21 protein-coding genes are annotated in these 26,813 nt (G+C 51.4%); 4 read left to right on the top strand and 17 right to left on the bottom strand.

Annotation, left to right across the window (positions count from 1 at the left end; genetic code table 11):
• Nucleotides 1-23: 23 nt before the first annotated feature.
• The 13 genes from D6024_RS04860 to D6024_RS04800 all read right to left on the bottom strand — a co-directional run bounded on the left by D6024_RS04860 (nt 24) and on the right by D6024_RS04800 (nt 18,642).
• Nucleotides 24-3,941 (bottom strand): M4 family metallopeptidase, encoded by a 3,918-nt coding sequence (locus D6024_RS04860; RefSeq protein ID WP_121353400.1) that lies wholly within the window; start codon nt 3,939-3,941, stop codon nt 24-26.
• Nucleotides 3,942-4,177: 236 nt separating this feature from the next.
• Nucleotides 4,178-4,741 (bottom strand): ATP synthase F1 subunit delta, encoded by a 564-nt coding sequence (gene atpH / locus D6024_RS04855; protein ID WP_121353399.1) that lies wholly within the window; start codon nt 4,739-4,741, stop codon nt 4,178-4,180.
• 89 nt (nt 4,742-4,830) lie between these two features.
• The gene (atpF, locus tag D6024_RS04850; RefSeq protein WP_121353398.1) at nt 4,831-5,325 is read right to left on the bottom strand and encodes a F0F1 ATP synthase subunit B; all 495 of its coding nucleotides are present in this window, start codon (nt 5,323-5,325) and stop codon (nt 4,831-4,833) included.
• Nucleotides 5,326-5,462: 137 nt separating this feature from the next.
• Nucleotides 5,463-5,711 carry an ATP synthase F0 subunit C gene (atpE, locus tag D6024_RS04845; RefSeq protein WP_121353397.1) on the bottom strand — a complete coding sequence of 83 codons (249 nt, stop codon included), beginning with the start codon at nt 5,709-5,711 and terminating at the stop codon, nt 5,463-5,465.
• Between the two features lie 114 nt (nt 5,712-5,825).
• Nucleotides 5,826-7,064: a F0F1 ATP synthase subunit A gene (gene atpB / locus D6024_RS04840; protein WP_240409935.1), complete on the bottom strand. Its 1,239-nt coding sequence runs from the start codon at nt 7,062-7,064 to the stop codon at nt 5,826-5,828.
• 131 nt (nt 7,065-7,195) lie between these two features.
• A complete protein-coding gene (locus D6024_RS04835; RefSeq protein WP_121353395.1) occupies nt 7,196-8,449 on the bottom strand; it encodes a lanthionine synthetase LanC family protein in 1,254 nt (417 codons plus the stop codon).
• A gap of 93 nt (nt 8,450-8,542) precedes the next feature.
• Nucleotides 8,543-9,562 carry a T3SS effector HopA1 family protein gene (locus D6024_RS04830; RefSeq protein ID WP_162944541.1) on the bottom strand — a complete coding sequence of 340 codons (1,020 nt, stop codon included), beginning with the start codon at nt 9,560-9,562 and terminating at the stop codon, nt 8,543-8,545.
• Nucleotides 9,537-10,661: a phosphotransferase family protein gene (locus D6024_RS04825; RefSeq protein ID WP_162944540.1), complete on the bottom strand. Its 1,125-nt coding sequence runs from the start codon at nt 10,659-10,661 to the stop codon at nt 9,537-9,539. The genes D6024_RS04830 and D6024_RS04825 overlap by 26 nt, the downstream gene beginning before the upstream one ends.
• A gap of 67 nt (nt 10,662-10,728) precedes the next feature.
• Nucleotides 10,729-12,213, bottom strand: a complete 1,485-nt coding sequence (locus tag D6024_RS04820) for a hypothetical protein (RefSeq protein WP_121353392.1) — start codon at nt 12,211-12,213, stop codon at nt 10,729-10,731.
• Nucleotides 12,214-12,258: 45 nt separating this feature from the next.
• Nucleotides 12,259-13,788 (bottom strand): S8 family serine peptidase, encoded by a 1,530-nt coding sequence (locus D6024_RS04815; protein ID WP_121353391.1) that lies wholly within the window; start codon nt 13,786-13,788, stop codon nt 12,259-12,261.
• 40 nt (nt 13,789-13,828) lie between these two features.
• A complete protein-coding gene (locus tag D6024_RS04810) occupies nt 13,829-14,194 on the bottom strand; it encodes a protease pro-enzyme activation domain-containing protein (protein WP_121353390.1) in 366 nt (121 codons plus the stop codon).
• 280 nt (nt 14,195-14,474) lie between these two features.
• Nucleotides 14,475-16,274: an ABC transporter ATP-binding protein gene (locus tag D6024_RS04805; protein ID WP_121353389.1), complete on the bottom strand. Its 1,800-nt coding sequence runs from the start codon at nt 16,272-16,274 to the stop codon at nt 14,475-14,477.
• A 166-nt stretch (nt 16,275-16,440) separates the two neighbouring features.
• Complete coding sequence (locus D6024_RS04800; RefSeq protein ID WP_162944539.1) at nt 16,441-18,642, bottom strand: hypothetical protein; 2,202 nt, start codon at nt 18,640-18,642, stop codon at nt 16,441-16,443.
• 211 nt (nt 18,643-18,853) lie between these two features.
• On the opposite strand from D6024_RS04800, the gene D6024_RS04795 reads away from it, so the two are divergent.
• On the top strand, nt 18,854-19,531 hold the full coding sequence (locus tag D6024_RS04795) for a response regulator transcription factor (RefSeq protein WP_121353387.1): 678 nt from the start codon (nt 18,854-18,856) through the stop codon (nt 19,529-19,531).
• A 97-nt stretch (nt 19,532-19,628) separates the two neighbouring features.
• Nucleotides 19,629-20,681 (top strand): sensor histidine kinase, encoded by a 1,053-nt coding sequence (locus D6024_RS04790; RefSeq protein ID WP_121353386.1) that lies wholly within the window; start codon nt 19,629-19,631, stop codon nt 20,679-20,681.
• A 43-nt stretch (nt 20,682-20,724) separates the two neighbouring features.
• Here the strand turns inward: D6024_RS04790 and D6024_RS26530 are convergent, their stop codons facing one another.
• From D6024_RS26530 to D6024_RS04775, 4 genes are all read right to left on the bottom strand, one after another.
• Entirely contained in the window at nt 20,725-20,898 is a 174-nt protein-coding gene (locus D6024_RS26530; RefSeq protein WP_162944538.1) for a hypothetical protein, read from the bottom strand.
• 125 nt (nt 20,899-21,023) lie between these two features.
• Nucleotides 21,024-24,302 (bottom strand): TonB-dependent receptor, encoded by a 3,279-nt coding sequence (locus D6024_RS04785; protein WP_121353385.1) that lies wholly within the window; start codon nt 24,300-24,302, stop codon nt 21,024-21,026.
• 105 nt (nt 24,303-24,407) lie between these two features.
• On the bottom strand, nt 24,408-24,674 hold the full coding sequence (locus tag D6024_RS04780) for a hypothetical protein (protein WP_121353384.1): 267 nt from the start codon (nt 24,672-24,674) through the stop codon (nt 24,408-24,410).
• Between the two features lie 87 nt (nt 24,675-24,761).
• Nucleotides 24,762-25,034 (bottom strand): hypothetical protein, encoded by a 273-nt coding sequence (locus D6024_RS04775; protein WP_121353383.1) that lies wholly within the window; start codon nt 25,032-25,034, stop codon nt 24,762-24,764.
• Between the two features lie 246 nt (nt 25,035-25,280).
• Here D6024_RS04775 and D6024_RS04770 point away from each other — a divergent pair, with 246 nt between their 5' ends.
• The gene (locus tag D6024_RS04770) at nt 25,281-26,192 is read left to right on the top strand and encodes a glycerophosphodiester phosphodiesterase family protein (RefSeq protein ID WP_121353382.1); all 912 of its coding nucleotides are present in this window, start codon (nt 25,281-25,283) and stop codon (nt 26,190-26,192) included.
• 164 nt (nt 26,193-26,356) lie between these two features.
• On the top strand, nt 26,357-26,623 hold the full coding sequence (locus D6024_RS26525; RefSeq protein ID WP_162944537.1) for a hypothetical protein: 267 nt from the start codon (nt 26,357-26,359) through the stop codon (nt 26,621-26,623).
• Nucleotides 26,624-26,813: the final 190 nt, after the last annotated feature.

Below are 26,813 nucleotides of genomic sequence, written 5' to 3'. Positions count from 1 at the left end.
CGCAAATCAGGGCTATTCTTGTCTTATTGCAACAGTACACGGACCGTCTGATCGCCGTCGGGCAAATGCACAATTAGGGTGTAAACGCCGCGACTAAAACGGCTGACATCTACAGAAAAAGCTGAACGGACATTGGCTTCTTTCCAAACTGCCACGGCCTGTCCTTTTGCATCAACCAAACGGACATCGGCTGGGCGGGAAGCGCCAGCTACAAATACTGTGAGTGTGGTGTGTGCAGGATTGGGACTCACCGCCACAGTGATGTTGCCGGTGACAATCTTTGCCTGGCGAATGGCCGAATAACGGGAGTGCCCGTCCATGTCGACCTGCTTCAACCGGTATTGGTAAGCCACATTGGGCTGCGCAAAATTGTCGGTAAAGGAATAGTCCTTTTTCTGGTTGCCCGTTCCGGCACCTTTCACCCACCCAATGGCGGCGAAATCAGCACCGCCGTTGCTGCGCTCCACATCAAATCCTTTACTGTTTTGTTCAGACGCTGTTTGCCAGGAAAGTACCACGCGGTTTTTTTGCGGCTGGGCGTCGAATGACAACAAGTTTACCGGCAGGGTAAATGAAGGCGACACCAGCATAAAACGGGAAAAACCGGTAAAGCTGCCGGTGTAGCTATAGTAGCCGTTGGCCGAATTATCAGAAAACACAGGCGTAACCAATTCTACATCTGCTGCCGTCAGTGTTCCGGCCAGGTCAACGCCGTCTTTGACCTTTAGAATTTTCAATTGCGGGATCTCGGCTGATGACCATGCACTAAGATCCGCTGCAGTGTAATAAAACGTTGCCTGGTAAGTGGCCGTTGTATTGGGAACAGCCGGCGATAGCTGGATAACTTTTTGCGTACGGAAATAGCTGCCGCTGCTGGTATTGACCGTTGTGCGGCCACTGCCGGCTTCCGCTACAGTCGCCGTGAGGCAGGAAAGACTTTCGCTCACAGTGGAAAGTTTTGCCAGCAGATTTGCACCGCCGCCACTGGCGATATAAGTATCCATATTTCCCTGGATCACTTTCACTGAATTGGACTGTCCTGCCGTTGTTTCGATCGAGGTTCCCTGTGTTTTACCTGTCACCACGATATCATCGATGGCAAGAGGGATTCCGTTACCGGCAGAATTGTCGCTGGTCCACCGGAAGCCGAGGTAAACGGCTGCCTTGTTTTCCATGGAGGAAGGCAGGCGGAAAGTACCAAAGGTTTGGGTCGTTGTTCCATTTCCATACAAGGCCACATGGTCGCTTGCCGTGGTATTGAACAAGGTGCTGAACGAGCCGGTAGTACCGGAACCCGAAGCGTCGTAAACCACACGGCCAAAATCGTACAGGGCGGGTTCGTAATTGGGGTTGGAATTGGACGGGCTCAAGGGATAGGCTTCGCCCCCAACTTTGTAATTGAAGCGCAGTTGAATGTCCGTCAAACCCGATGTATTTAAAACCGGCAACCGCAACAACCTGTCGGTTGTGCTGGTAGGGTCGTAAGCGTAACCAACCGCACCTGCCGGTGTGTTGGTGATATAGGCTGCATTGCCGGAAAGCCCTGCATTTGTTCCAACCGCCCAAACGTTGGTGGCACTGGCGCCACCCGTGTACGATTGCGAAGCGTCCCAGCCCGCCGGGAAGGTTGTACCGGCAGACACCGATTCAAAACTCTCGTTCAGCAAGGTAACAGTCGAAATCGCACCGGCCTGGATGGGAAGGGTCGGCGCATCATCGTCGCTGATGGTGACAGTAAACGCCTGGTTATTGGTACCGGCTGCGCCATTGCCCCCGTTGGCATTGATGGTAAAACTGAGCTGGATGGTTTTGTTTCCCTCGGCGGTAGCATTGTCGAGAATCGTGATGTCCAAATTTTTTGTCCCGCTTTCACCGGCTGCAAAGGAGAGGCTGGACGACGCTACGGTATAATGGACACCCTGAACAGCGGTTCCGCCAAAGTTGAACAGCACATCGGTTTTTTGCGTGGCTGCGGCGCCCAGTTTTACCGGCACGGAAACAGTCTTGGTGCTGGTGCAATTTCCGGCCAGACCCGATCCTTCCGAAACCGTTGTATTGGTGCTGCCAAATTCAATCAAGGGCAGGCAATTGGCCGAGGCACCGACGCCAACGGCAAACCAGGAATTGGTTACCTGTACCACTTCATTTGAACAGGCACCATACAATGTTGCTGCCGCATTGATGGAAGCTTGGCGCACGGCTGCGTAGTCGGCATTGGGTGTCAGGCTCTGCTCGGTCAGAAAAGCAATTTTTTCGGTGCAGGAAAAACCCAGGCCGGTAACCGCGTACGTGTCCTTGTTATCATTTGTGCCACTGCCACCGGCTGTAATCAGGTAGAACCATTTGTTCAGCACACCACTGTTGTAATGCACACCGCATTGATCGTTTGAATTGCCGGGAAGAGGACAGGAAGCGAGTGACACACGAACCCAGTACTGTCCGCCGTACGTATCCGGGTCGCCCAGGGCCTTTGGGTTTTGCATGCTGCGCAAGGCGCCAACAGAAGGATAAATTTCTTCGCCGATCAGGAACGGAAGTTTCGGGAGGCCCGAAAAATTTTCAACGCAAGCGGCCCAGATATCGCTGAATCCTTCGTTGATGCCCCCGGCTTCCCGTTGGTACACAAGATTGGCCGTTGATTGACAAACGGCATGTCCCAGTTCGTGTGCCGAAACATCGAGGGCTGTCAGTGGCTTAAAGCCGTACGAATTGGCAATCGTTCCGCTGCCGTCGGTTGAATAATAAGACCCATCACCGTAATACATGGCAGAACCATCCCAGTAGGCATTGTCAAAACCGGCATTGGCAACTGACCGCACGTGGACATAGCTTTTCATTTCCGATCCCAGGTCGTCCCAGCTAAAGCGGTTATGAACGGTTCGCCAGTAGTCGCTGATGTACTGCATCGCCAACTGCACATCCAGTGCAGCATCGTCATAGTTCAAACTGCGTTCGGATGCCGTCCAGTTATTGTCGTTGTCTGTAAAGTCGATTGCAGCGTTGTCGTTGGTCGTGCTTTGCACTTTACGCTGGTAATCGAGCGTGGTGATGTTGTGACCGTTGCGCACCTGCCGCAGCCGGTAAGGCTTCCCGGCAACAGCGCTGCCGTCGTCTGTAATGATCGGTTGCGTGCCGCTGTACCGCGTTTGTGCCGTGGCGCTTGCGTTGGCAAAAAGATTGTTTTGATTGGCGACGATTGCCGCCGGAACGCCAGCCCGCATGGAGACATCACTATGATTGAAATCCGGCCCCAGGTGCTTTACCATCCGGTCGACCAGCAAAACCGACCCGTCGACGGCACTGACATAAACCTTCGACCGGCTGAAAGGCTGCTCGGCATAGATCTCGAATTTGTAGGCCAGGTTCATCTTGCCCTTTTTTCCATAATAGTCTTCGACAATCACCAGCGACCCCGAAGGTTTTTTGTACTGCGGGTCGTTGCCGGCATATCCTTCCCAGGCATATTTGGCAGCACCGACAAAAGCCGTTGCTTTTTGCAGGGCCTCTTCTTCTGAGAGTTTGGGCGTTGTGGAAAACGAATCATCAAGGGAATAAAATTCCAGCTGAACGGCTTCTACTTTTGCCGCCTTGCTCACAACGCTGATTGCGCCGTGTTCGACTTTGATACCCTGGTACCATTGCTGGTATTTTTCAATTTCGATGTCTTTTGGAGCAGAGGTAAGGGCCGGTGCTTTTCGCAATTCATCCTTGCCCGTTCGCAGGCCAAGAGCCGATGAAAGCCAGGTTTTAGCTCCTGATTTCATCATCCGGGAAGAGGGGGAAAACCGCAGGCTTCCCTGGGATTGGCCGGTGAGGCGCAGGGAATAGAGGTCTTCCTGCTTTTGCTTTTTGAATGTTTCGGCCATATTTTGGAGGGACGGCTGTGCATAGGTTAATAGACCGGCTGCCAACCCCACTGAGACAAGCACACACTTTTTCATACTATTGGACTTTCTAAACGTCTAAAATAAAATGATTTAGCAGGAATCAAAAGGAGATCGGCACAATCTTGAAAAATTTGGCGAAAGCTTTCTTTTTCAGGGTTTTCTTCTCTTGTTTACAGTGGAAATAGAACTTTTTTCTAACATGTACCGAATGTCCGTTTCAATCCGCCCATCCCGTAAATGAAAAAAGCGACTTTTCAGCCGCTTTTTACTTCTATAAAAAGTTCGAATGTTTACTTTACCCGGTAAATAAAATCGTTGTTCTCGAACTGGCGCGACACATTGAGAAGATCGTACGAAATGCTGGCGTCGATCAGCTTATCGCCGGCCTGCAAAATAAACCCGCCAATGATTTTGGGATCCACGACTTCCTGCAGTTCCACCGTTTTGCCATCGACCGATTTTTTTACCTGCTCCAGAATGGCATTCTTTACGGCGCTGCTTACCGGCACAGCCGTCGTCAGCTTAACGATCTGAATGCCCTTGTGCACCCTGTACTGGCTAATGAAAGCGGTGATGATCTCCGGCAACACGGATTCGCGGGTCTTGTTCACCATCAGGTTAATGAAAGCCGCCGTCAGCTCGCTTACCTTTCCTTGGGTAATCTGCTGAAGGACCCTGTTTTTGGCATCGGCTTTTACGACGGGGCTACGCAGCAGGTTCAGGAAATCGCGGCTTTCTTTTGTCAGGCGTTGCAAATAAAGCATGTCGGCATAAACCGGTTCCAGCTGGCCTTTTTCAATAGCCAGGTCAAGAAGCGATTTTGCGTACCGGGATGCAACTCTTGGATTGGACATAGTATATAGCTTTCAGCATTCAGCTTTTCACTTTCAGCATTTCCTCATTGATTAGGTAATAGCTGATAGCAGACCGCTGACAGTTCTTTTTAACTCAATTTAATATCGTTGATCAACCCTTTGATGTGCGCTTCCTGCGCATCGGTGGAGGCAAGCTGCTGGCGCAGGATTTTCTCGGTCACTTCGATCACCAGTTTACCCACTTCGTTTTTCACGTCGGTAATCGCAGCCATTTTCTGGGCGTTGATTTGCTGTTGCGCCTCGGCGATGATCTTATTCGCTTCTGTCTTCGCCTGCTCTTTGGCTTCGGCTACGATGCGGTCCTTGGTATCGCGGGCTTCTTTCAGCATGGCACTTCTTTCTTCACGGGCTTTGGCCATCAGCTCTTCGTTCTCGCTTTTCAGCTGGGCCATCTCACGTTTTACCCGCTCGGCAGTTTCCAGCGAACCGGCAATGTTTTTTTCCCGTTGCTCAAGAGAACTCATGATCGGGCCCCAGGCGAACTTGCGCAGTACAACAAAGACAATGATAAAAGCCAGTGCTGTCCAGAAAATCAAACCCAATTCAGGTGTCAGTAGTCTCATATTGTAATTTGAAAATTTGAAAATTAGTAAACGTGAAAACAAAAAGCATTGCCGTCATTTTCACATTTTCAGATTTGCACATTGGCAAATTGAAAACGGCACCCGCCGCCCTGTGCTTAAGGTGCCGCTTTGTTTTTTTAAACGAACATCGCCAGGATACCGGCAATTACCGCAAACAGGGCAACACCCTCGATGAAGGCTGCTGTCAGGATCATGTTTGCACGGATGTCGTTAGAAGCTTCCGGCTGACGGGCAATTGATTCAACTGCACCGCGACCAATCTGACCAATACCGATACCGGCACCAATTGCAGCTAAACCTGCACCAATAGCACCACCGGCATTTGCCCAAGCTACTGTACTCAACAATGTGAATAATAAAGCCATGTTTTGTTTTGTTTATAATGATAAAAAAATCACGTTGTTAAAAGCTGCAAGCTTATTGCCACAAGCTGCAAGCAGGTTCTCTCCGGCTTGAAGCTTGCCGCTTGTGGCTTGCTGCTAAATGATCACCGGCTCAGTGGGCGGATTGCCATGGTGGGCATCCGCTTCGTGCTGGTGATGATCTTCGGTGGCCTGGCCAATGAACACGGCGGTCAGGTTGGTGAAGATGAAGGCCTGGATGAACGCCACCAGGATCTCGATCACATAAATAAACACCGCAAACGCAATGGAGATCGGCGAGAAACCAATCCCTACCCCGGTACTCAGGTTGCCAAAAATGAAGATCAGCGACACCAGACAGATGATGATGATGTGACCGGCCAGCATGTTGGCAAAAAGACGAATGATCAGGGCGAAGGGCTTGGTAAAAATGGACAGGATCTCCACGGGTACCATGATAAACTTGATACCGAAGGGAACCGGCGGATTAAAGATATGTCCCCAGTAATGCTTGTTGGCGCTGAACGTGATGACCAGGAAAGAAATCACACCCAGTGTAGCCGTAAAGGCGATGTTTCCTGTAACGTTGGCCGAGCCGGGGATCAATCCAAAGATGTTATTAATAAGAATAAAGAAGAAAATCGTGAGCAAAAGCGGCATGTAACGCTTGTAGCGGTGGCCGATGTTCGGTTTGGCCACTTCGTCGCGGATGAACTGGATAACCGGCTCCACGGCATTTTGCCAGCCTTTCGGGGCCGAAGTCAGGCCCTGACCGGTGCGGTATCTTTTTGCAATAGACGTCATCAGCAAAACGAGGATCGTCAGCGCAATGAACATTTGCACAACGTTGCGGGTGATCGAAAGATCGTACACTTTGATATTAGAGATCGGGGTGCCGTTGTTGTCTACGGCTACAATCTGCTCGTCCTGCAACAAACGGATCTGGTCTTCTTCCATTCCCTTTTCCTTCAGGTTCTCGCGGTAGCTTTCGGTGACAACACGGTAGCCGTTGTAGGCTTCCTCGCCGTGATGGAATTTCGAAGAGCTAAAGAAAGAAACGCCTCTGCCGGGTTCGTACAATAAGATTGGCAGTGGAATAATCGCATGGTGCTGCTCGCCTTCACTGCCTTTCCAGGAAAAGAAGTGGAACTGGTGGGCATCCATTACGTGGCCAAAAATGACTTCGTTGGCATTGAAGGCACCGCCTTTTTCGTCCGCTTTCTCTGCGGCTTTGTCTTCGCGCTGCAGGTGACTTGCGCTGTCAGGGTTATCCTGCGCAAAAGATGCAGTAGAAAAAAGCATCAACAATAAGCCGAAAACCGCTACTGATAAGGATTTGAATCGTCCGAAAGCCATCACGTTTTCTGAAATTTTGCGCAAAGATAAGGAGGTAGAGACGAATTCAGGGAAGGAAGTTGGAAGATTGTTTTGTGAAAATTTCGCCTTCTTATAAAGCTGGAAAAACAGGCTGCTAAAAATTGTTTGGCTCAGGAACGGAACACCAGCACCGACGGAAACATACCGGGGTCCAGTACCCGCAGAAAAAAATAGCCGATGCCGCTACTGCCCAGCATAAAATCCGGCGTTTCGGCAGGAAGCTGCAGGCCATTGGGCACCGGGACTTTTTTATCCAGAAATTCCTGTATACATGCATCCGCCACCTGCTCCGCTTCACTCCTTAATTGTGGCCGGTTGAAAACGTCGGCTGCGTAAAGCAGCAATTCCGCATTACCAAACAGGCCGTGACAGAGAGAGTAGTTCCCCAGCACGTCCAGGTGTAAATTCTTACGGGTGGTTTGAAGAGCGATTTCAGCATCCTGCCTTGCCTGCGGGTCTTTCGTCAACTCAAAAATACGCAGCCGCGACAGGCCGATACCCGGTGCGCCATGGCACCATGCGATGGAACAGGCTGGCTCGGCAACGGCTTTTTCGACTCCGTACTCCTGATCAAACCGGCGGTAGTCGGGCCAGTTCTGCTGACCGGAAACAAAATGCGAATCTTCGTAACCCACGACAGACCGGGCAATTTGCAGGTATTGTTCATCTCCTGTAAATGCATACAGTTCGGCAAAGGCCGTTGCAAAACCGGCCGCCCCGTGTCCATACCCCGTTAAGTTATGGTAACGGTCGGGGACAGTCTCCCAACTCCAGCCCGGGGTCTGCTTGTCAGCTTTTCGAATTAAATAGGCGGCCAAACGAAGAATAAACTGTCGAAGCGCCTCACCAGGTTGCTTTTTGTATAAAAACTGCAAAACAGGTATGGCGCCGGCCGGACCGTCAATTACATCCAGGCCCCAGGTTTCTTCGGGCAGGTTGCAGATGCAGTCTATGAATTGTGTGGCTGCTTTTTGGTACCGTTCCTCTCCCAGCAGTTCGCCGGCAAGATGCAGTACGTAGGCACAACCGGCCAGTCCTGCGTGAAAACCAAGTATGGCATCAGAAGCGTTTTTTTGGCGATCGCCTTCCACCGAAATCACCTGCTCCAGCGCACCACGCAGGGTTTTATCGAGCAGTGGATTGGAATGAACACGCCGCAACTGCAACAAAAAAAAAGCAATACCGGAAGTGCCATCGTAAAACGAAGTGCCCAGCGCTTTGGCATAGCCCCTGGGCATACCGTACCAGTCTTCCGAACTGGTACCGATCCAATTACACCGGGTTCCCTTCCAGATCGCGTCGCGACAGATAGAGGTGGCGATGGTAGCGGCAGCTTGTTTATATAATTCTTTTTGGTGTACCATAAACCTGGCTGAAGAAGGTAAAAACAAATAAAACGTAAGAGCAAATGGTCTGTGAAAAATAAACCGGCCCGGCCAGTACCGATGTAATAGCTGTCAGGAAAGCTGCGGAAACGAATACGGGTATTGCGAACCGGGATTTAGAAACAACGTTTCGAGATCGGTATAGCCGTGCCACTGTCGGATCGTTTCGGCGATTTCGGCTGGCCAGGCCTGCTTGCCCAGGTTTTTCTGCAGTGCCTGCAGAATGCCTTGCGCAATCATCTTGCTGCAATGTGTGCCAAAACTTTCATCCTGTTTTAGCGGGCTTTCGGCAAACGCCATGCCTTTTGCCAACCGACGTGTAAACAGGGGCGTTTCTTCGTTCAGGCTGTTTTTAACCTGGACGTAGATGTCCGGCAACAGGTAGAACACGATATCGCTGTAGCGTTTTTCAAAATAAAGAACGGCCGTATCGCAGCGAGTATAAAGTGTCGGGTCATTCAGGCATTTGAACTGGAACGGTACCTGGTGCCCGTTCAATTGCTGCGTAATGACCTCTACCAGCTTTGCAGCGCCTTCGGCCTGGAGGTTGAAATAGATTCGAACAAACTGGTCGTAATTGTCTTCCCCCAGTGTGCTACCGAAAACATAATAAAAACCGGTGTGGCCGTCTTTGTGTTCCTTTCGGGCAACCAGCCGGATCTCGCCGTTGGCAACGGGCATTTGGTGAAACCCGCTTTCGTTTAAAAACTCGCCTGGGTAAACTGCCCGCTTCAGGCTGCCTTTTTGTGCAATAACCTGACGCTGCAGGTCTACCTGTTCAATGACCCAGCCCGTATCGAACCGCTCCTGCGATGAATTGGCACTGCTCAGTGTCCGTACGAAGGCCTGGCTTTGCTGCATGTCTGCGTAGGTGGCCCCAGGGTTAAACGCCTGTTTGTTTTTTGAATAGAAAACAGTATAGACAACTTTTTCCAGCGACTGAAACAACATTTTTTGACTGGCCTGCTGGACATATGGGTTGGAGAATTCGCCACCGACGGGTTTCCCGTGTAAAAGCACGGTTCGTTGCGGGGAAATGTCGATGGCCTGCACGATGTGTTGCAGGCTATGCATATTGGAAGTGAGATTCATTTCGGAATGTATTGGTGATCCCCAGAAGTTTAATGGCTGCATCCTGCGGCGACCGAAGGATGTTGAAACTTAGTTGGAGCAGCTTTACGCTTATGGGTTGCAGGGTGGGTGAATACGGCGCGGTCTCAAAACAGGCATGTATCAGCTTCAGTGCACAAAAGCGGGTCGCCTTGAGCAGCAGGCCGGCCGCTTGTTCCGGCGTCCACTTCATTTGCGCTGTGTAGCGCCGCCAAAATTGTTGTATGGCCGGCTGCACCTGTGCCAATGTGATAGCAAACCCCTTTGCTCCTGTTTGCTCCGGCACATCGTTCGCTACCCAAAGCGAAAGGTAATTTTGAAAGATGGTGGCCACATCCCAGAGCGGGTCGCCTATATCGGCTAGCTCCCAGTCGATCAGCTGGATAAAATGGATGTCGTTTTTTTCACTGTCGTAGCTGATAAGAAAGTTGTTGAACTTGGCATCGTTGTGCACAAGGGTTTGCGGATGCCACTCATGCTCCAACTGCGAGAGCAACCGCACATAATCCCGGTTTTTATGAATCAACTGCATCATTTGCTGCTCAGCTGCCTGGCCTTCCTGCGACCAAAAGCCCGGCGGCGTGGTGGCCACTGAAAAAACCCAGGGTTTTTGCTGCCGAAAATGCGTGAAGGCTGGCTGCTGTAACAAGTTTGTGCTAATAGTGCCGTGGTAGGAAGAAAGAATGTCGGCAATGATCTCAGGTATTTTGCTGTTAACAGAGCGATAGTAAAAATCAAAAACGGACACCGCATTTTTCACCTGTGCGGTAACCAGTACATGGCTAAGCGGATCGTAGTGAAAAAATGCAGGCAGAAATTGTTTTAGTGCCTGATATCCGGAGTCGGTGTTGGCCAATTGATAGCAGTGCGCCTCGGTACGCAGGGTTTCGGTTTTTTCGGCATCAAAGGCTTTGACCTGTTTGATAAAATAAGCATGGTGATCGTACTCGCGGTTGACAAGGAAATTGTTGTTGCGGCTGTCGCTTCGTCGTACGGTGAACTCTCCGTCGATCACCTTGTCTTTGTCGACCATTCCTTTATCCAACAGGTAGTAAAAAAGATTGTGTTCGGTTAAGAGCATGCGCTGTTTTTTTAAAAAAGCAAAAGCAAGCATGTTGCGAACAACATGCTTGCCTAAAAATTACGAATTAATAACCATATTCTCCGTAGGGATCATAGTAACCGGCATCAAAGTTTCCGCCGGGATTGACACCACATTGCAAGGATTGCACACCTCCGCAAGCCGGTGTCAGCGTGGGCCGCGGGCAAAATACCTGGATCGAGATCCGGCACGGTGTAATCTGTGGCAGTGTGCAGCACCGCGTGGGACAAATTGTGATCCTGGGCGAACAGCACCTCGAGTTAAACACCTGTGTAACACGACAGGGTGGGTAAATCGGGCTTGTGCGGCAGATGGCGGGAGATGTGCGGCACCATACCTGAAGGGTTATGGCGCCAGCAGCAGCCGTTCCACCGGCAGTTGGTGTATACTCATTGGCCATATAGTCGCCGTACATTTCGCCTCCTGTGTAATCGCCATAACCACCGGTGTAGGCGCCGTAAGGATCGTCCATAAAGCCACCGCCGCCTAAGCCCGGTGTTTGCGGGGTTTGGGGTGTTTGGGGCGTGCAGAAATCGGAAGGACAACCGGCTATGCTTTGCGGCGTAAGAGGCGGTATCCGGGTTTGTAATCGACAGTCATTCGGTATGCATGGCCGCCGGATCGTTCGTATCGGGCAGCGCCAAACCGGAAGGCTGCAAATAATGAGGCGGGAAGCACAGTTGACCTGCACCGTCCGGCAGACATACACCAGCGAGACCCTCGGCTGACAGATAACGGTAAGGGTTGCTTGTGCCTGTGCTTCGCCATATTCACCATAGCCGCTTTCGGGGGTATAGGCGTTATTCATGTAATCGTTGTACATCTCTCCACCGGTATAGTCGCCGTAGCCACCATAATCTCCATACCCCGATTCACCGCTGAATTCATAGGGATCATTTACCAGCCCGCCCGGGAAACCCGGCGTTTGCGGCGGCGTTTGGGGACAAGGACGACACGGGGTCCGGAGGTTGTTTCGTGTAATGCAGGGTCTGAAGATCGAAACCTGGCAGCGCAATTCCCATATTGTCGGACGCGGGCAGCGCCATACAGGAACACTGCATCGCAGGGAAGGACAATTGGCCAGCAGTGTTCGGCAGGTATTGACCAGCGTTACCGGACCGCAAACAGCAGTCAACGTAGCTGCCGCTTGCGCCTCGCCGTACCCGCCGTACCCGCCTTCCGGCGTATAGGCATTGTTCATGAATTCGTTGTACATATTTCCCTGCGAATAACCCTGCGGGTCGCTGTATTGCAGGTTGGCGCTCTGCCGAACCCACATCATGCTTCCCCCCAGCGGGTCATCTTCGTTGGGAATGCTGTACACAACATCCTCGAGTGGAATTTCCACGTAGCTGCTCAGACTTGCATCGCTGTAAAGACGCAATTTGTCGGCACTGGTCGACTCGCCGACATAGCCCTGCATCAATACGAGTTGCTCGGTATTGGCAGGGTCGGGCCTGACGTTCCGGATAAAAGCGTCGTACCGGATGTTCGTTCCACCGGCAGCGCTTTCTTTTTTACTGGTTGCCATAATCGATTCTGGTTTAAGTAAAACAATAAGAATAGTCAATAGAGGTTAGTACCAAAATGTTTGAACAGGCGGACTTACCAAACGAAGCGCCGCGTTCGCGGCTCTCCAGGCATCTACAAGCCCATTCCCTGTAGCCAGGTCGGGTCCGGCCTTTGCCGGATGACCACCCGTATTGGTATGAGAGGCGCCTTTTGTAATGTCGATGGCTGTTGCTTTTAGCAGGTCTTTTACCTGTACCGGCGTTAAGGAGGGGCGCACCTGCTTCAGTATGGCGCAAACCCCGGCAATTTGCGGAGCGGCGGCACTGGTTCCGCTAAACACCGCCCACCCGTCATTTTGTTGTGTTTCGTCGTTGTTGGGAAACGAGCCTCCGCCCCTTCGCTGGTCGATCTCATCGCCGGGCTGCACCGGCAACATGATGTAGGCTGCTGTTGGTTGCAATCCTACCAGGCCACAAACGTCAGGCACATTTCTCCCGTTATAAATGTTACTGGCAAACCCGCTGGCGTAATCGCTTGCCTGCAGGGAAAAATTTTCGTCCATGTACACGCCACCGGCACTTATGACATCGGGATGCTGACCTGGAAAGCCCCATCCGCCGTTTCCGGCAGAAAAAACCACGGTCGTCCCGTTGACAACGGCATTGGCGATGGCCGCCGACAGCACAAGATCATCGCCGCTTAGCGGGCCCTGGGGCTTGTCCTTGCCCCAACTGCAACTGATCACGCCGGGCCGCAGTGCCGCTGCTGTGTTGAATGCTCCGGACGCATCGGCAAAATGCATTTTGACCATAGTAAAATCAACGTCGGGAGCAACAGCAAACAGGTTGGCGCTTTCGCCGGTGCCATGACCCGACTCGTCGGCCAGCGGGTTGGCCGTCGCAGGACCCAGCACGACAGGCCGCGACCGGTAGCCCCTGCGGGTAAAGTAAGGATGGCGGTACCAGCCGCTATCCACCATACACACCCGCACGTTTCTTCCGCTAATGCCGTTGCGGTGGCACCAATCAGCATTTAAGCCTGCAGATACATCCCCGGGAACGGCCAGGTGCCAGTAATCCACCGCTGGTGGAAAAGCGCTACCCATAAAATAAACCGGTTCGTTAATGGACACGCCTTCGAGCACATCCCGGAAGGATGTCTTGCGCACGTCAATGGTTCCGGGCACGTTGCCATCTTCCGGCAGGATGAATTGCGCCAGTTCCCGCTTGCCCATTTCCTTGATGGTGTATTTGTTTTTGATCCCAAGCTTCGTTTGAAAAGCAGCCTCATACGTGGCTGCCGGCGCCGCAATGGAAACGGTGATACCGTTTACACCCATGATGCGAAAGCCGGCCGCTTTTAATTTTTCAACTGCCCGCACCACCAGGCTTTCCGGGGAATAAAAATCAAAGACGGTTTCTTTGGTGATCTGTCTGGACGACTCAAACAGCGATACGCCCCCAACTGACCGAACGGAAGCATGGGCAAATACCTCGGGAGGCAATATATTGTCGTCCGGCACTGCGACTTTTTGCGAAGCAGATGCTCGTTTTTTGACCGGCGCCGCCGGTTGCTTTCTGCGTGCCTTTGCCATACATATGGTTTAAATTCCAGCGAAACAAATTGCTGACTGGTTATTCAAAAAATTCCACGGGTTCGGGAAAAACAACAGCGGCAACGCTGTCTTTCATTTCAGAGGGAATTGATGCCTGGGTAGTGGGGACGTAATAAGACCCGCTTTTGTGTGCTTTCTTTTCGAAGGAAAGCCGGAAGGTTTTTTCGAACAGGGTTTTTGTTCCGGTAATGGTCAGCGTGGGAAGTGTGCGCCGAACAGAAAAACCATGTTCCTTCAATTGGGTAAAAGCGTGGGTCAGGTTTGTTTCAGAAGGGAAAAGATGTTGTATGTTTTTTGATGTAATTTCTGTTTCACCGGCAATGCTACTGCCCGAATCTGTCTTTACAACAACCTGCGCTGATATGGTGTTTGGTTCATCGGCCATACCGGTAAAGCATACAGCTTTTCGAATCCGAAATTACTGGAATGTTTATACAAATGAATATCTTTTATTATCTAATATAAAAATAATTTGTCTCCCCGGGGATGACGCTGATGACTAGTTGCACTTTTTAAAAAAGAACGATCGGGGCCCGGCGGATTTTGTTGCGGCAATAGCGCATTAGCCGGGATAAAAAGGAAGCACCCTGCAAATCCCTGGCGGAGCAGCGCTTTTTTACAGAACTTTTATTAAGGAATTGCATTGCTGTGCACAAAAGATTTTTTCAGACCACGGCCGATTTCCGTTCGAACTGCATCTGGTGCAATTTGCTGTAAAAGCCGCCCTTGGCCAGCAGTTCGGTGTGGGTGCCCACTTCTTTCAGTTCGCCTTTGTCCAGTACGATGATCTTATCGGCCCGCTGAATCGTGGAAAGCCGGTGCGCAATCACAATCGAAGTGCGATCGGCAATGAGCCGGTTGATGGCGTTTTCAATCAGCATTTCGCTTTCGGTATCGATAGAGGACGTTGCTTCATCCAGGATGAGGATGGAGGGATTGTACAGGAGTGCCCGGATAAAAGAAAGCAACTGGCGCTGGCCCAGCGAAAGCGTAGCGCCGCGTTCCATAACATTGTAATTGTAACCACCCGGCAATTGCTGGATGAAGTCGTGCATGCCAATCAGCTTTGCGGCTTCTTCCACTTTGTGTTGCGGAATGCCGGGGTTCATCAGCGTGATGTTGTCCAGCACGGAACCGGGGAAAAGAAAAACGTCCTGCAGTACCACGCCAATGTTCCGGCGCAGCACATCCAGGTTATACTCATCGATGGAAACGTCGTCGATCCGGATCGCTCCCCGGTTAACCTGGTAAAGCCGGTTGAGCAGTGAAATAATGGTGGTTTTACCGCTGCCGGTGTGTCCAACGATGGCAACCGTTTGCCCCGGCTCGATCCGGAACGAAACATCCCTCAGCACGTAGCGGTCGTCGACGTAGGAAAACCACACATGGTCAAAGTCAATTTTGCCTTCCACTTCCTTCGGTGCATAGGCCGTGGGAGGCGAAGGTGGCAGGGAATCTTCGTTGTCCAGCACCTTGAACACCCGTTCACTGGCGATCATGCCCATTTGCAGCACGTTGAATTTATCGGCAATTACCCGCAGCGGACGAAAGATCAGGTTCAGGTATTGAATAAATGCAATAATAATTCCGGGCTGCGCTGTTTTGGTATTGATGACCTCTTTAGACACCCACCAGACAACCAGACCCGTGGCTAAAGCCAGCACAATCTCTACCAGCGGAAAGAAGACCGAATAAGCAAAAATGGCGTGGATGTTGGCATTGCGGTGTTCCTTATTAATATCGTCAAACTTTTTCTGTTCCCGCTCTTCGGCTGCAAAGGCCTGGACGATGTACATGCCGGTGATATGCTCCTGCACAAAGGCGTTCAGGTTGGCCACCGCATTGCGAACCCGGTGAAAAGATTTGTTGACGCTTTCTTTAAAATAATAGGTCCCGATCACAATGATGGGAAAAGGAATCAGGCAGATCAGCGTCAGCTTCCAGTCGGTCCAGAGCATGATGCCCAGCACGCAAATAATCGACAACAGGTCGGCGATGATGGGAATAAGACCGTCGGAGAAAATATCATTGATGCGTTCGATGTCGTCTACAGTACGGGTGGTCAGCGTGCCGATGGGCGTTTTGTCAAACTGGCGCAGGTTCAGGTGGAGCACTTTGCCAAAGACCTTTACCCGCATGTCTTTCACCACGGCCTGCCCCAGCCAGGACGTGATATAGGAAAAATAAAAACGCAGCAGGGTTTCGATCAGTGTAAACCCGATCTGCAGCACCGTGACCCAGATAAGGGCGTCGATGGCTTTGTCGGTAAAATTCCGGTCGGCCCTGGCGATGTACCGGTCCACCGTAAGCTGGATAAGGTAAGGACGAACCGGCGTAAACGCAGCCAGTACAACAGCCAGCACAATAGACCCGACAAACCGGTCTTTGTAGGGCCGGGTAAATTGCAAGACCCTTTTTAAAAGCGAAACATCAAAAAAAGACTTCTTCCCCCCTGTTGTGCTCATACGTTGGTAGTTCACGAGTTCACCCGTTCACGAGTTCACAAGTTAATTTTCAAAGTTCAAAATTCCCTTTTGTAGAATTCAGTGCAAATATCGTTCAGGAGTTTTCAAGTTCCTGTGAACTACGATCAACACCCCAACTCGCGAACGGGTGAACTCGTGAACTTCTCTATATCCCTATGCCTTCGCCGCCCATCGCATTTTTATAGGCCTTGATGAAAATAGCACCGAGGTTTTTGTGGGGCGGGATGTAATCGCCAAAGCCTTCAATGTTTTTGTAGCGCTTTTCAAACTCCCGCCAGAAAGGGATCCATTCAATGTTGCTGCCGTTGCGCAGCTTTTCCATCAGCATATCGATCAGCGGCTGGTTGATCACCTGCTTGCCAATTTGCTTGGAAGCAATGATGTGGGCATCTTCGGCGTGCTCCAGCACATCGTGGATCAGGTGGTAGCCACCACAGGATCCAAGGAATACAATCTTAGCCGACGGTGCCAATTGCTCGATAGTATATGGCGCGTAATAGCTATGTCCGCGGTGAATGACGACCGTTGGATTCAAATCTTTTTCGGTGAGGTAATCGCACAGGGCAGCCTGCGCCCTGTCCACTTCGCCGGATTCTTCATCGAGCGGCTTGTTGGCATAAACCAGGATCGGTTTGCCCTTTGTAGAGGTAAAACTGATCCACTGCTTCGTTTCATTGCGCTTCCAGAGGCTGGCCGGGAACTGGGGAACAAAGTTGGCGTAGTTGAAGCGACCGTCTTTGTCGCCATAAAAAAACACCTGGATCACTACACGGCCCTCGGTAGAATCAGTGGCATTCGCCAGTGTTTTGTAGCTGACGCCATAAACCGGCGGAATGTTGAATTCCTTGGAAAGATCGATGCTGGAATCGGTGGATGATTCAAACAGTTTGTATAGCAGGTCGTACATTACCTGGCCCCGCCGGTTGTTGGCCTGCACCGCATCCTGGTAGTTGCGCTTGACGTTTTCGAGCATCTGGTCGGCCACGGGCTTCATGGTTTCCGAGATACTGGCATAGGAGTCCGCCACATCCACACCGTCCTCCAGCCCTTCCGACTTGTCGAGATTGTTGACGAAGGCTGTCATCAGCACCCGGGCCCTGTCTTGTTCGGGAAACGATGCCAGGAAATTGGGCAGGGTGTTGTAGCCCGCCGCCATCTTGATAAATTTCTTAAAATGATCGAAGCCCACGCTCAGCAAAAGCGAGTCGCCGCGGTTGTTGACCTTTTGCATCATGCGCGGATAAACGCCTTTGACATAGCTGGAGGTGTAAAGGTCAGTTTCGCCAGCGATCACCAGGTAGTAAAGCTCCTGTGCATTCAGGGGGTTGAGGGCAGCAAAACGCACTGCTGCGTTTTCCGTTTCGTGCAGGTCGTTGATCGGCTTAATGAAATTTTCCACGGCCTTTTTTTCAAGCATGGCGCTGAGGGCCTTCATCTCCATGATCTTCTCCCCTTCCAGTTGCCGCTGCACATAATCCATCTTGGTTTTTACCAGCAGCCTGTAATATTTTACGGGGTCGTTCTTCACGGCATCAATGTCATCCAGGGTCTGCCGGCCCTTGACGATGTTATCCAGGAAAGGAAAATACAACTGCCCGCTGCTGCTCTTGGCCATGCGGGAAACGGTGCGGACAAAGCTGTCGTTGATGGCGCGGATAGCATATCCCAGCTTGTTGTCGGCTGCGGCATAATCGTAAAGCTGCCGGGGGAATTTATAGCCAATGACCTTGATCAAGCTATCGCGGAAGGGCAGGTCCATGTTGTCTTTCAGCGAAGCAAAAACCTTGTCCGGGTAAAGCGTGGCAAACTTGAGCACCAGCCGGTGCTTCACATTCGACAAACCCGGGTTGCCTACAAAGGCCTCGGAGGCGATCAGCATTTTGCTCACTTCGTACTCCTGCTTTTCGATCACCGGCTCGATGGAAGCAATTGTTTTGTCGAGCCTGACGGCGGCTTCGTAGGCATCGAGCAGTTCCGGCAGGTTGGACGGCGTAAAGCGCCGGGCCTTGAATTCGGCCACGGTGTTTCGCAGCAAGCGCTCCAGCCCGCGGAGGTAACCCACTTTCCGCTGGTCGCCCATGCTGTCCCTGTCGATCCGGCACTGCAGGGCGTCCACCTGGTGCACCAAGGCATTGTTGACAAAATGAACAACATCCGGATTATCGCCTTTGACAAAGCCGGCCTTTAACGCGGCTGCCTGCGCCTTGTCGATGTTATCGTGCCAAAGCTTACGACTGATCGGGACCTTGCAGCCAGCATCGGTACCAGTTTGGGCGGATACGGCAAAAGAGAAAAAACAAAAAGCACTGAACAGAGAGATTCGTAGTGGATAGGACATGCGCCTCATATCGCAAATTTAGTACCCGAAGAAAAAACAGGTGGTTAATGACTTCCTAATAGGGAGACGACCAGAAGCCATTTGGCGGCGAAAACCGGGAGGGTCGGTGTAACAAAGCGTTTAACCCGGTATTAAAAAATCATTAAGTCTGCGCGGCAAAAATGCACAGCCGGCAGGGTTTAAGGCCTTTTCCTGTAGGTTTGCCGCAAAGAAGCCGCTGATGGAATCCAAACACCGGAAGGTATTGATCGCCGACGACGAACCGGATATTGTGGAGATTTTGAAATACAACCTGGAAAAGGAAGGCTACGAGGTGATTGCAGCCAAAGACGGCGACGAAGCCTTTCACAAAGCCAGGCTGACCTCCCCCGACCTGATTGTGCTGGACATGATGATGCCCAAAAAAAGCGGCATGGAAGTGTGCGAGCTGCTGCGGGCCCAAAGCCAGTTCAAAGACACCCTGATCATGTTCCTGACAGCCCTGAGCGACGAAACCACCCAGTTGAAGGGGTTCGACACCGGCGCCGATGATTACGTAAGCAAGCCGGTAAGCACCTCGGTTTTTGTAAGCAAGGTAAATGCACTGTTCCGCCGCCTCAAGCCCTCGGAAAACAAGACCCTCACGATCGGCGCCCTGAAGATCGACCCCGAGAAATTCGTGGTGAACTACGAAGGGCAGGAAATCATCCTGGCCAAAAAAGAATTTGAATTGCTTTACCTGCTCGCCTCCCGGCCGGGCCGTGTTTTCCTGCGCAACGAAATCCTGAGCCAGGTATGGGGTAACGACGTGATCGTCGGCGACCGCACCATCGATGTGCACATCCGCAAGATCCGGCAAAAGCTGGGCATCGACTGCATAACCACCGTAAAAGGTGTGGGCTATAAGTTTGAGATGTGAGATGTGATCTGTCAAACCTGAGACCGGCAACCGCCGGGGTTGGTGCATGCTTTCAGGGGACGCATTTTAATTTTTGACTTTTACTTTTGCCTTCTCCATGTTTGATTCAAAAAATCTTACTCCCAAAAAGCTCGCGGCCCTGACGGCACTCATTCTTTCGGTTCCCATCAGCATTGGAATCTATGTTTTGGAGGGGCAATGGCTGGTCGGACTGGTCTCGTTTTGCATCATCTTCCTCGGCAGCTACCTGCTTATTTTTTCGATCGTTCAAAATTTCATCTACCGGAAAATAAAACTCATTTACAAGTTCATTCATCAAACCAAGGCCACCCGGCGCGAAGAAACCTATTACAAATACATCCTGCCGCAAAAAAGCATCGATGAAGTGCGGGAAGACGTGGAAGCCTGGGCCAAGCAACGAAGCCGCGAAGTGGATGCGCTCAAGCGCAACGAAGCCTACCGCAGGGAATTTCTGCAAAACCTGTCGCACGAACTCAAAACGCCGGTGTTTGCCATACAGGGCTATATCGACACCCTGCTGAGCGGAGCCCTCGAAAACCCCGAAGTCAATAAGCGCTTTTTGGAAAAAGCGGGCAAAAACGTGGACCGGCTGGCCAACCTGCTGAAAGACCTTGACGCCATTTCCAAGCTGGAACGGGGCGAGCTGAAACTGGTGAAACGAAATTTCGTGATCCAGGACGTAATCCGCGAAGCCTTTGAAAGCCTGTCACTGAAAGCGGAGAGTGCCGGCGTCGATTTTTCCTTCAAAAAAGGTTGCGAAAAACCGGTGGTGGTGTATGCCGACAAGGAAAAGATCCTGCAGGTGGTTTGCAACCTGTTCGACAACGCTATCAAGTACGGCAAAACCGGCGGCCATATTGTGGCCAGCGTGTACAATACCGACGACAACACCATCCTGGTAGAGATCAGCGACAACGGCATTGGTATTCCCGAAAAATACCTCGACCGGATTTTTGAACGGTTCTACCGTACCAGTGGCGGCCGCAACAAGGACATCAAGGGCAGTGGCCTTGGACTGGCCATTTGCAAACACATTATCGAAGCACACGGCCACACCATTCATGTGCGCAGCAAAGAGGATGTGGGAACGACGATTGGGTTTACACTGGACAAGAGGAAAGAAGGATAAGAAGCCGGAAAGTCAGAAGTGAGGAATGAAGTCGGCTTGCCTTTTACACTTTCATTCGTTCAATGGATTTTCTTACAGAACAATAGACCTCTTCCAATACCGTTTCGCACAAAACGGCGGGCACACCCGAAAGCATGAGTGCCGCGGCATGAGCCAGTATGCTGTTGATCCCCCTTAGCCGAAACCGTTTACCACCGGCAACACCGTTCGTTTTCATCACCACACGTTATTGGTTCACCCTCCGGCTAAAAAAATAGTGCCAAAAAATGCAATTCGCGCTGTTTTTAGGAATCAAAAAGGCCGCCTTTCGGCGACCTTTTCCGGAAAGTTGAGGATGGGCATTTAGAAATTAAATTTCACGCCCAACTGCCCTTGCCAACGGCTGTTGATGGGATCAACGGTGTAGTACTGGTTGTTAACCCCTGTCGGTTTGTTGAACGTAAAGGCCGGCATATAGCCCGACGAAGGCTTGCCAACCGGAATGCCATTCGGGTTGGCCGCATTGGTGTTGGCGGGGTCTACCGCAAACGTCAGCAGGTTTGCTGTATAGTTATTGGTATTCGTCACAAAGTTGATGTGTCCCCATTCATTGTTGAGCAGGTTCAGCACATTAAATACATCAAGGCTTAACTGGAGCGATTTACTTTTGTCTTTTTTGCTTAGCCTGAACTCATGCATCAGCTTCATATCCACTTCGTGGTTCCAGGGCGTACGCAGGGCGTTTCTTTCGGCATACCGGCCGCGGTGCGTGCGGAGGTAAGCATCACTTTCAATGAAGTTATTCAGGTCGGTCCACTGCTGTGCGGCGGTATAGGCGCCTTTGTCGACCAAACGAATGTCGCTTTGGCTTTTCGGAATATAGGGCAAGTTGGCATTGGCGGCATTGCCAAACGGTGCGCCACCCGATGCATACACCACAGAGTAGGGGCTGCCCGATTGCCCGCTATAGAAGAAGGCCAGCGAAGTTGCATTCAGTTGATTCCACTGCAGGTTGCCGCTCAGCGTAGCCACGATGCGATGACGCAGGTCGAAATTGGAGTAGGACAACTGCGGATCGCTCGGCACAATGGCAGGGTTTACCTCGTAGTTCGACTGGAAAGAGTTGCGGATACCGTTGGCAATGTCTTTACTCATGCCATATGTATACGCAAGACTCCAGTTGGTATTGAGACGGCGCATGCCCATCTGAATGTTAGTGGTTGCTTTTGAAAGCTGCGCTGTCAGGTTGTACCGGTAGCCTTCGGTGGTGTTGGTCAGCAGGTAGACGTTCGAATACTGGCCGTACAATTTGCCACCCACATACACCGGTGATTGGGTCGGGCCCTGCGAATAATACTGCACGCTATCCTTGATATTGATCTGCTGGAATTTTACGTCGTACAGCGTTTTTGTATACAAGGCATCCAGGGTCAGTTTGTACCCTTTGCCGAACTTGAAATCCACGGCAATATTCGAACGCCAGATCGTGGGCATTCTGAAGTTGTTGTCGATCACATCCACTTCGCGGGTATTGCTCGCCGAGGCGCCGCCGTAGTTAGTAACCGTATCTTTCAGGTAAAGTGGATTAATTGCCAGTGGCACAGATTGTCCGCCAGAAGGACGATAATCAATATTGCCATACGTCGTACCGTTCAATGTGTAAGCATAGCCTAACCAGGCAAAGGGAATGCGCCCCGTGAAGACACCCGTACCACCGCGAACTACCACGGATTGATTTCCTTTCACATCCCAGTTAAAACCGAGGCGCGGGGAAAGGGTCGCTTTACCGAGCCATTTGTTGGTAAGGCTCCTGAATGGCGTATGGGTAAAGGTGGGGTTTGGTGAATTGTAGTCATTGACACTGTTCAAAGCCGGGTCGGTTGTTGGTTGATTATCCAGTGCCGAATAATCGAGCCGAAGTCCGGGTGTGACCTTGAAATTTTTTGCCAGCGAAAGTTCATCCTGCGCATAGGCACTCAGCAAAGCCACCTTGTATGGATTGGGCGGGTTATTGTAAATCGAACTGCGGTCGTTCGGCAGTTTGGGGTCGGTAGTGAAGGCTCCGCGGATGCGGCCCGGTTTATCTGCCAGGAAATTACCCATGCCGGAATATTCCCAACGGCCGTTCCAGGAGTTCACAAAACCATAGTTTAGGTTGTAAAACTCATTGTGCGTACCAACCGTGAATTTGTGGCTCCCCTTGGTCAGGGTCAGGTTATCGGTCAGTTCAATGGTGCGCTGCTTCATGTTGAAAATCGACGCTTCGCGCCAGGTACCGGCCCAGATGGCGCCGCTCCCAATGTCTATAAAAGGAGACAGCGTTCCGGGGAAGTCGCGGTATTCGTGAACGTTGATATAACTGGCATTGAACTGGTTGCTCAGCGATGGGCTGATGCGGCTTTTCAACTCTGCCACCAGGTTGTAGTTTTTGGTGTTTTGGGTAAAATCAGTAGAGGAAAACTGGAAGTTTGTGGTGGTCCGTTCCAGGTTATTGCCCCAGCCGTTGGTGTAAATACCACGCAGGGTCAGTGTGCTTTTCGGACTCAGGTTGAAATCGAAGCGGCCAAAAAATTTATCGCTGTTGGTAAACACGTTGTACCTGTCGTAGCTGCCCACATCATATCCATATTTTGACAGCAGGTTGCTTTTGATCGCCTGTGCATCGGCCAGCGTAATGGCTGCACCCGGATCGCCTGCATTGTAAAAAGTTGGTTCCTGGCGACGGGTTTGTTCGAAATTGAAAATGTAAAACGCCTTGTTTTTTACAATCGGGCCGCTGATGGTGGCGCCATACTGGTAGTCGTGAAAATCGGAGCCGATTTTTGTTTTGAGTCCATCAACGCTTTTGCCCATCAGGGCCTGGCTGCGGCCATAACCATAGAGCGAACCGTGAACGGTATTGCTACCGCTTTTGGTTACCGCGTTCACGCTGCCGCCGGTGAAGTTACCCAGCTTTACTTCGTAAGGTGCCAGTTGCACCTGTACTTCCTGGATCACATCGAGGCTGTACGGATTGGTGCGGGTACCGGCACCTGCCGTTCCGGCCTGGCCACCACCGCTGACACCGCCGAAGGAATTGCTGAAGCCGATGGCGTCGTTGTTAATAGCGCCGTCCAGCGTTACGTTGTTGTACCGAAAATTGGTACCGGCAAAAGAGTTGTTATTCGATTGGGGCGTAAGGCGGGTGAAATCGGAAAGGCTGCGGCCAAGGGTGGGAAGTGTACCTAATAGTACGCGGCCCACCGTCAGTCCCGCCACCGAGCGGCGGGCGGTGTTGATCACCACTTCCTGCAGGTTTTTTTCACTGTTTTTCAATTGCACATTCGCATCGGGGTTGTTGCCCAGCGACAGGTTGATATTTTCCAGCCGCTGCTCATCGTATCCCACAAACGAAATGATAATGGTGTAAGGGCCGCCTGGCTTGAGGTTGGGCAGCACAAACAGGCCTTTGCCATTCGATAAGGTAACGGCCTTTGTACTGGTAGGATCGTAAATAGCGGTGATGGTGGCGCCATCCACTACGGCACCTTTGATGTCTGTAACCCGGCCGCTTAGTGTAGCCGTGGTTTCCTGTGCCAACAGCACGGCAGGTGATGCGAAGAAGAGGAAAACCAGAATGACGTTTCGTAACAGAGAATGCATGTACAGTAATTTGCCGCAAAGCACACCATCAAACGTTACTTCAACGTTACGACTGTATTAACGAAAGGTGAAGCCAATGTTACCGGAATATTACTCCTTTCCCTGTTACTCGAGCACATCCCACGGCGTGCTTTTTTGTGCGCCGGGCATTGTCTCGTCTTCACTATCGGCTTTTCGGTCAGCGATGCGGTCTTCGCTCTCTTCGAGGGCTTGCTGTGTCGGCACATCCGCCGATGGAGTCATGCCGATGCGAACGTTGGCAATCTCCTCGTCCGTGATGACGTGATTGGGATCGGAAAGGTGCTTGCGAACAATTTTCTGGGTATCGCTTTCAAAGCGCTGATTGTTCTGTGCAGGATCTTGCTGGACCATGATCTGTACTTTCCAAGAATTGGTTCAAAGGAAATGCCATGTTTTGAAAACAGGCTGATGTACAGGAAAAAGGGTAGCCAGTATTTTTTACAGGTTGCAACGAAGCATGTCGGTTATCTCTGAAATATCCACCTGGCGCAGGTAGGGCTCCAGCCTTTTCATGCTTTGAAAGCAACGGACCGCATGTATATCGTCGCTATACTTTTGCACAACCATCTCTACATAAAAATCGCCGTAGGCAAAAAGAACCGCTTCCCTGTTTTGGATGGTGTAGGCCAGGTCCAGCATGATGCCATGCCGGCTCAGTTCTTCAATTTGCATGTCGGACGAAAGCGCTTTGAAACGGTAGAAGGTATACATTGCTAAACAGTATTGGTGAAAGGAGCCGTGCAGGCAACGCGGCCGTATAAACGACTTCTCCTTTTGGAAAAAGTCGGCAGCGAAATCAAAAACTGCGCATATGGTGTAGCAGTTGTTGACGAACAGGCACAAAACAATCACAGGCAAATGAACACAGGCTTACCGCAGTGTTAAGAAAATAGAAAGCCTTGCGCTGCCGTTGCCCCGCAAAAAACTTTGCCTAGCTTTCGCATCCAAACAGACTTCATGAACCGTTGCTTTCTTATCGTTTGGCTGGCTGTCGCGGCAGCCTGCCAAACGACCAAACAACCCGGTATGCAAACAACAAAGCATTTCGACAAAGAAGGTCACCGCGGCTGCCGGGGCCTGCTGCCCGAGAACACCATTGCCGCCATGAAAAAAGCCGTGGACCTGGGCGTGACGACGTTGGAGATGGATGCCGTCATCACGCAGGACGGTCAGGTCGTGCTGTCGCACGAACCGTTTTTCAACCATGCCATCACCACCCAACCCGATGGCTCGCCGGTGAGCGAAGCGGAGGAAAAAAACCTGAATATTTTCCGCATGACCTATGCGCAGGTGCAAACCTTCGATGTGGGCCGCAAACTCGACCCCCGCTTTCCGCAGCAGGAAAAAATCGCTGCCACCAAACCCCTGCTGCGTGAGGTGATCGATACCATCCGGGCCTACTGCCGGCAAAAAGGCGTACCGCTTCCGCAGTTCAACATCGAAACAAAGTCAAAACCCGAAACCGACGGCGTTTATCACCCGGCGCCATCCGCGTTTGTCGACTTGCTGATGGACGTGGTGAAGGATAAAAACCTGGAAGACCACACGATCATTCAATCCTTTGACTTTCGCACCCTGCAATACCTGCATCAAAAATTTCCCGCCATCCGTACGGCCATGCTGATAGAAGACTACGACAGGCGAAGCCTCGATGAGCAACTCTCGGCGCTGGGTTTTGTTCCAACCATTTACAGCCCGGCTGCCGTGCTGGCCACCCGGGAGCGCATCGAAGCCTGCCACCAAAAACACATGCTGGTGATTCCGTGGACGGTCAATACGGTTGCTGAAATGAAGCGGCTTGTGGCGCTGGGAGTGGATGGCCTGATCAGCGATTATCCAAACCGCTACGCAGAAGCCGGCATCCGGTAATGTTCATTCCAAACCTTTCATTCAGATCCCGGAGTTTCGAAAACCTTCGGGATCTGAATGAAAAAGCCCTCTAAGAATAGAAGGCCGTTCTGTCTCAAAAATTTGGGAAACTGCTAAGAAAGCCTAAAGCTATCCAGCAACAGCCACAGACCGGTAACGGAAAGATGAAGAAATTGTTAGCAAATCATTACCCCCCTTTGAGAAAAGCGCATGCGCAGGGTAAGCAGACTATCCCGCAAGTGCCGTCTTGTCGTTTCACGCAGGATCGCCCTATGCCGGGAATGTCGGGTGCCGGTAAAGAAGCGGCTCAGGCCAATGTCACAGGTTGCCGCACCACGGTTTTGCACACCGAAAATGGCGACCGCATGTACCCTGCTGATGGCGCGGTTGCGAAAACGTTTGACAAACGGCCTCACCGTATCCTGGATTAAACGTGTGGGTCGCAACCGGCCTGACAGTGTTGCATATCACTGAAAACCAGAATTCTAAACAAATGTCAGGAAGAGCGAATATGAACGTTTTTTTCTTGGCATAATACATGAAGCCTTGAGAGCCAGGTGCCAAGGAAGAAAGAATGGCCAGGCTATATTAAGTTATCATTAATTTTCTGTTACCGGATAG

The sequence above is a fragment of the Flavisolibacter nicotianae genome, assembly GCF_003628535.1.
GTDB lineage: Bacteria > Bacteroidota > Bacteroidia > Chitinophagales > Chitinophagaceae > Flavisolibacter > Flavisolibacter nicotianae.
The sequence above is the reverse complement of the archived record's forward strand: the minus strand, read 5'-3'. Positions and strand labels throughout refer to the sequence as shown.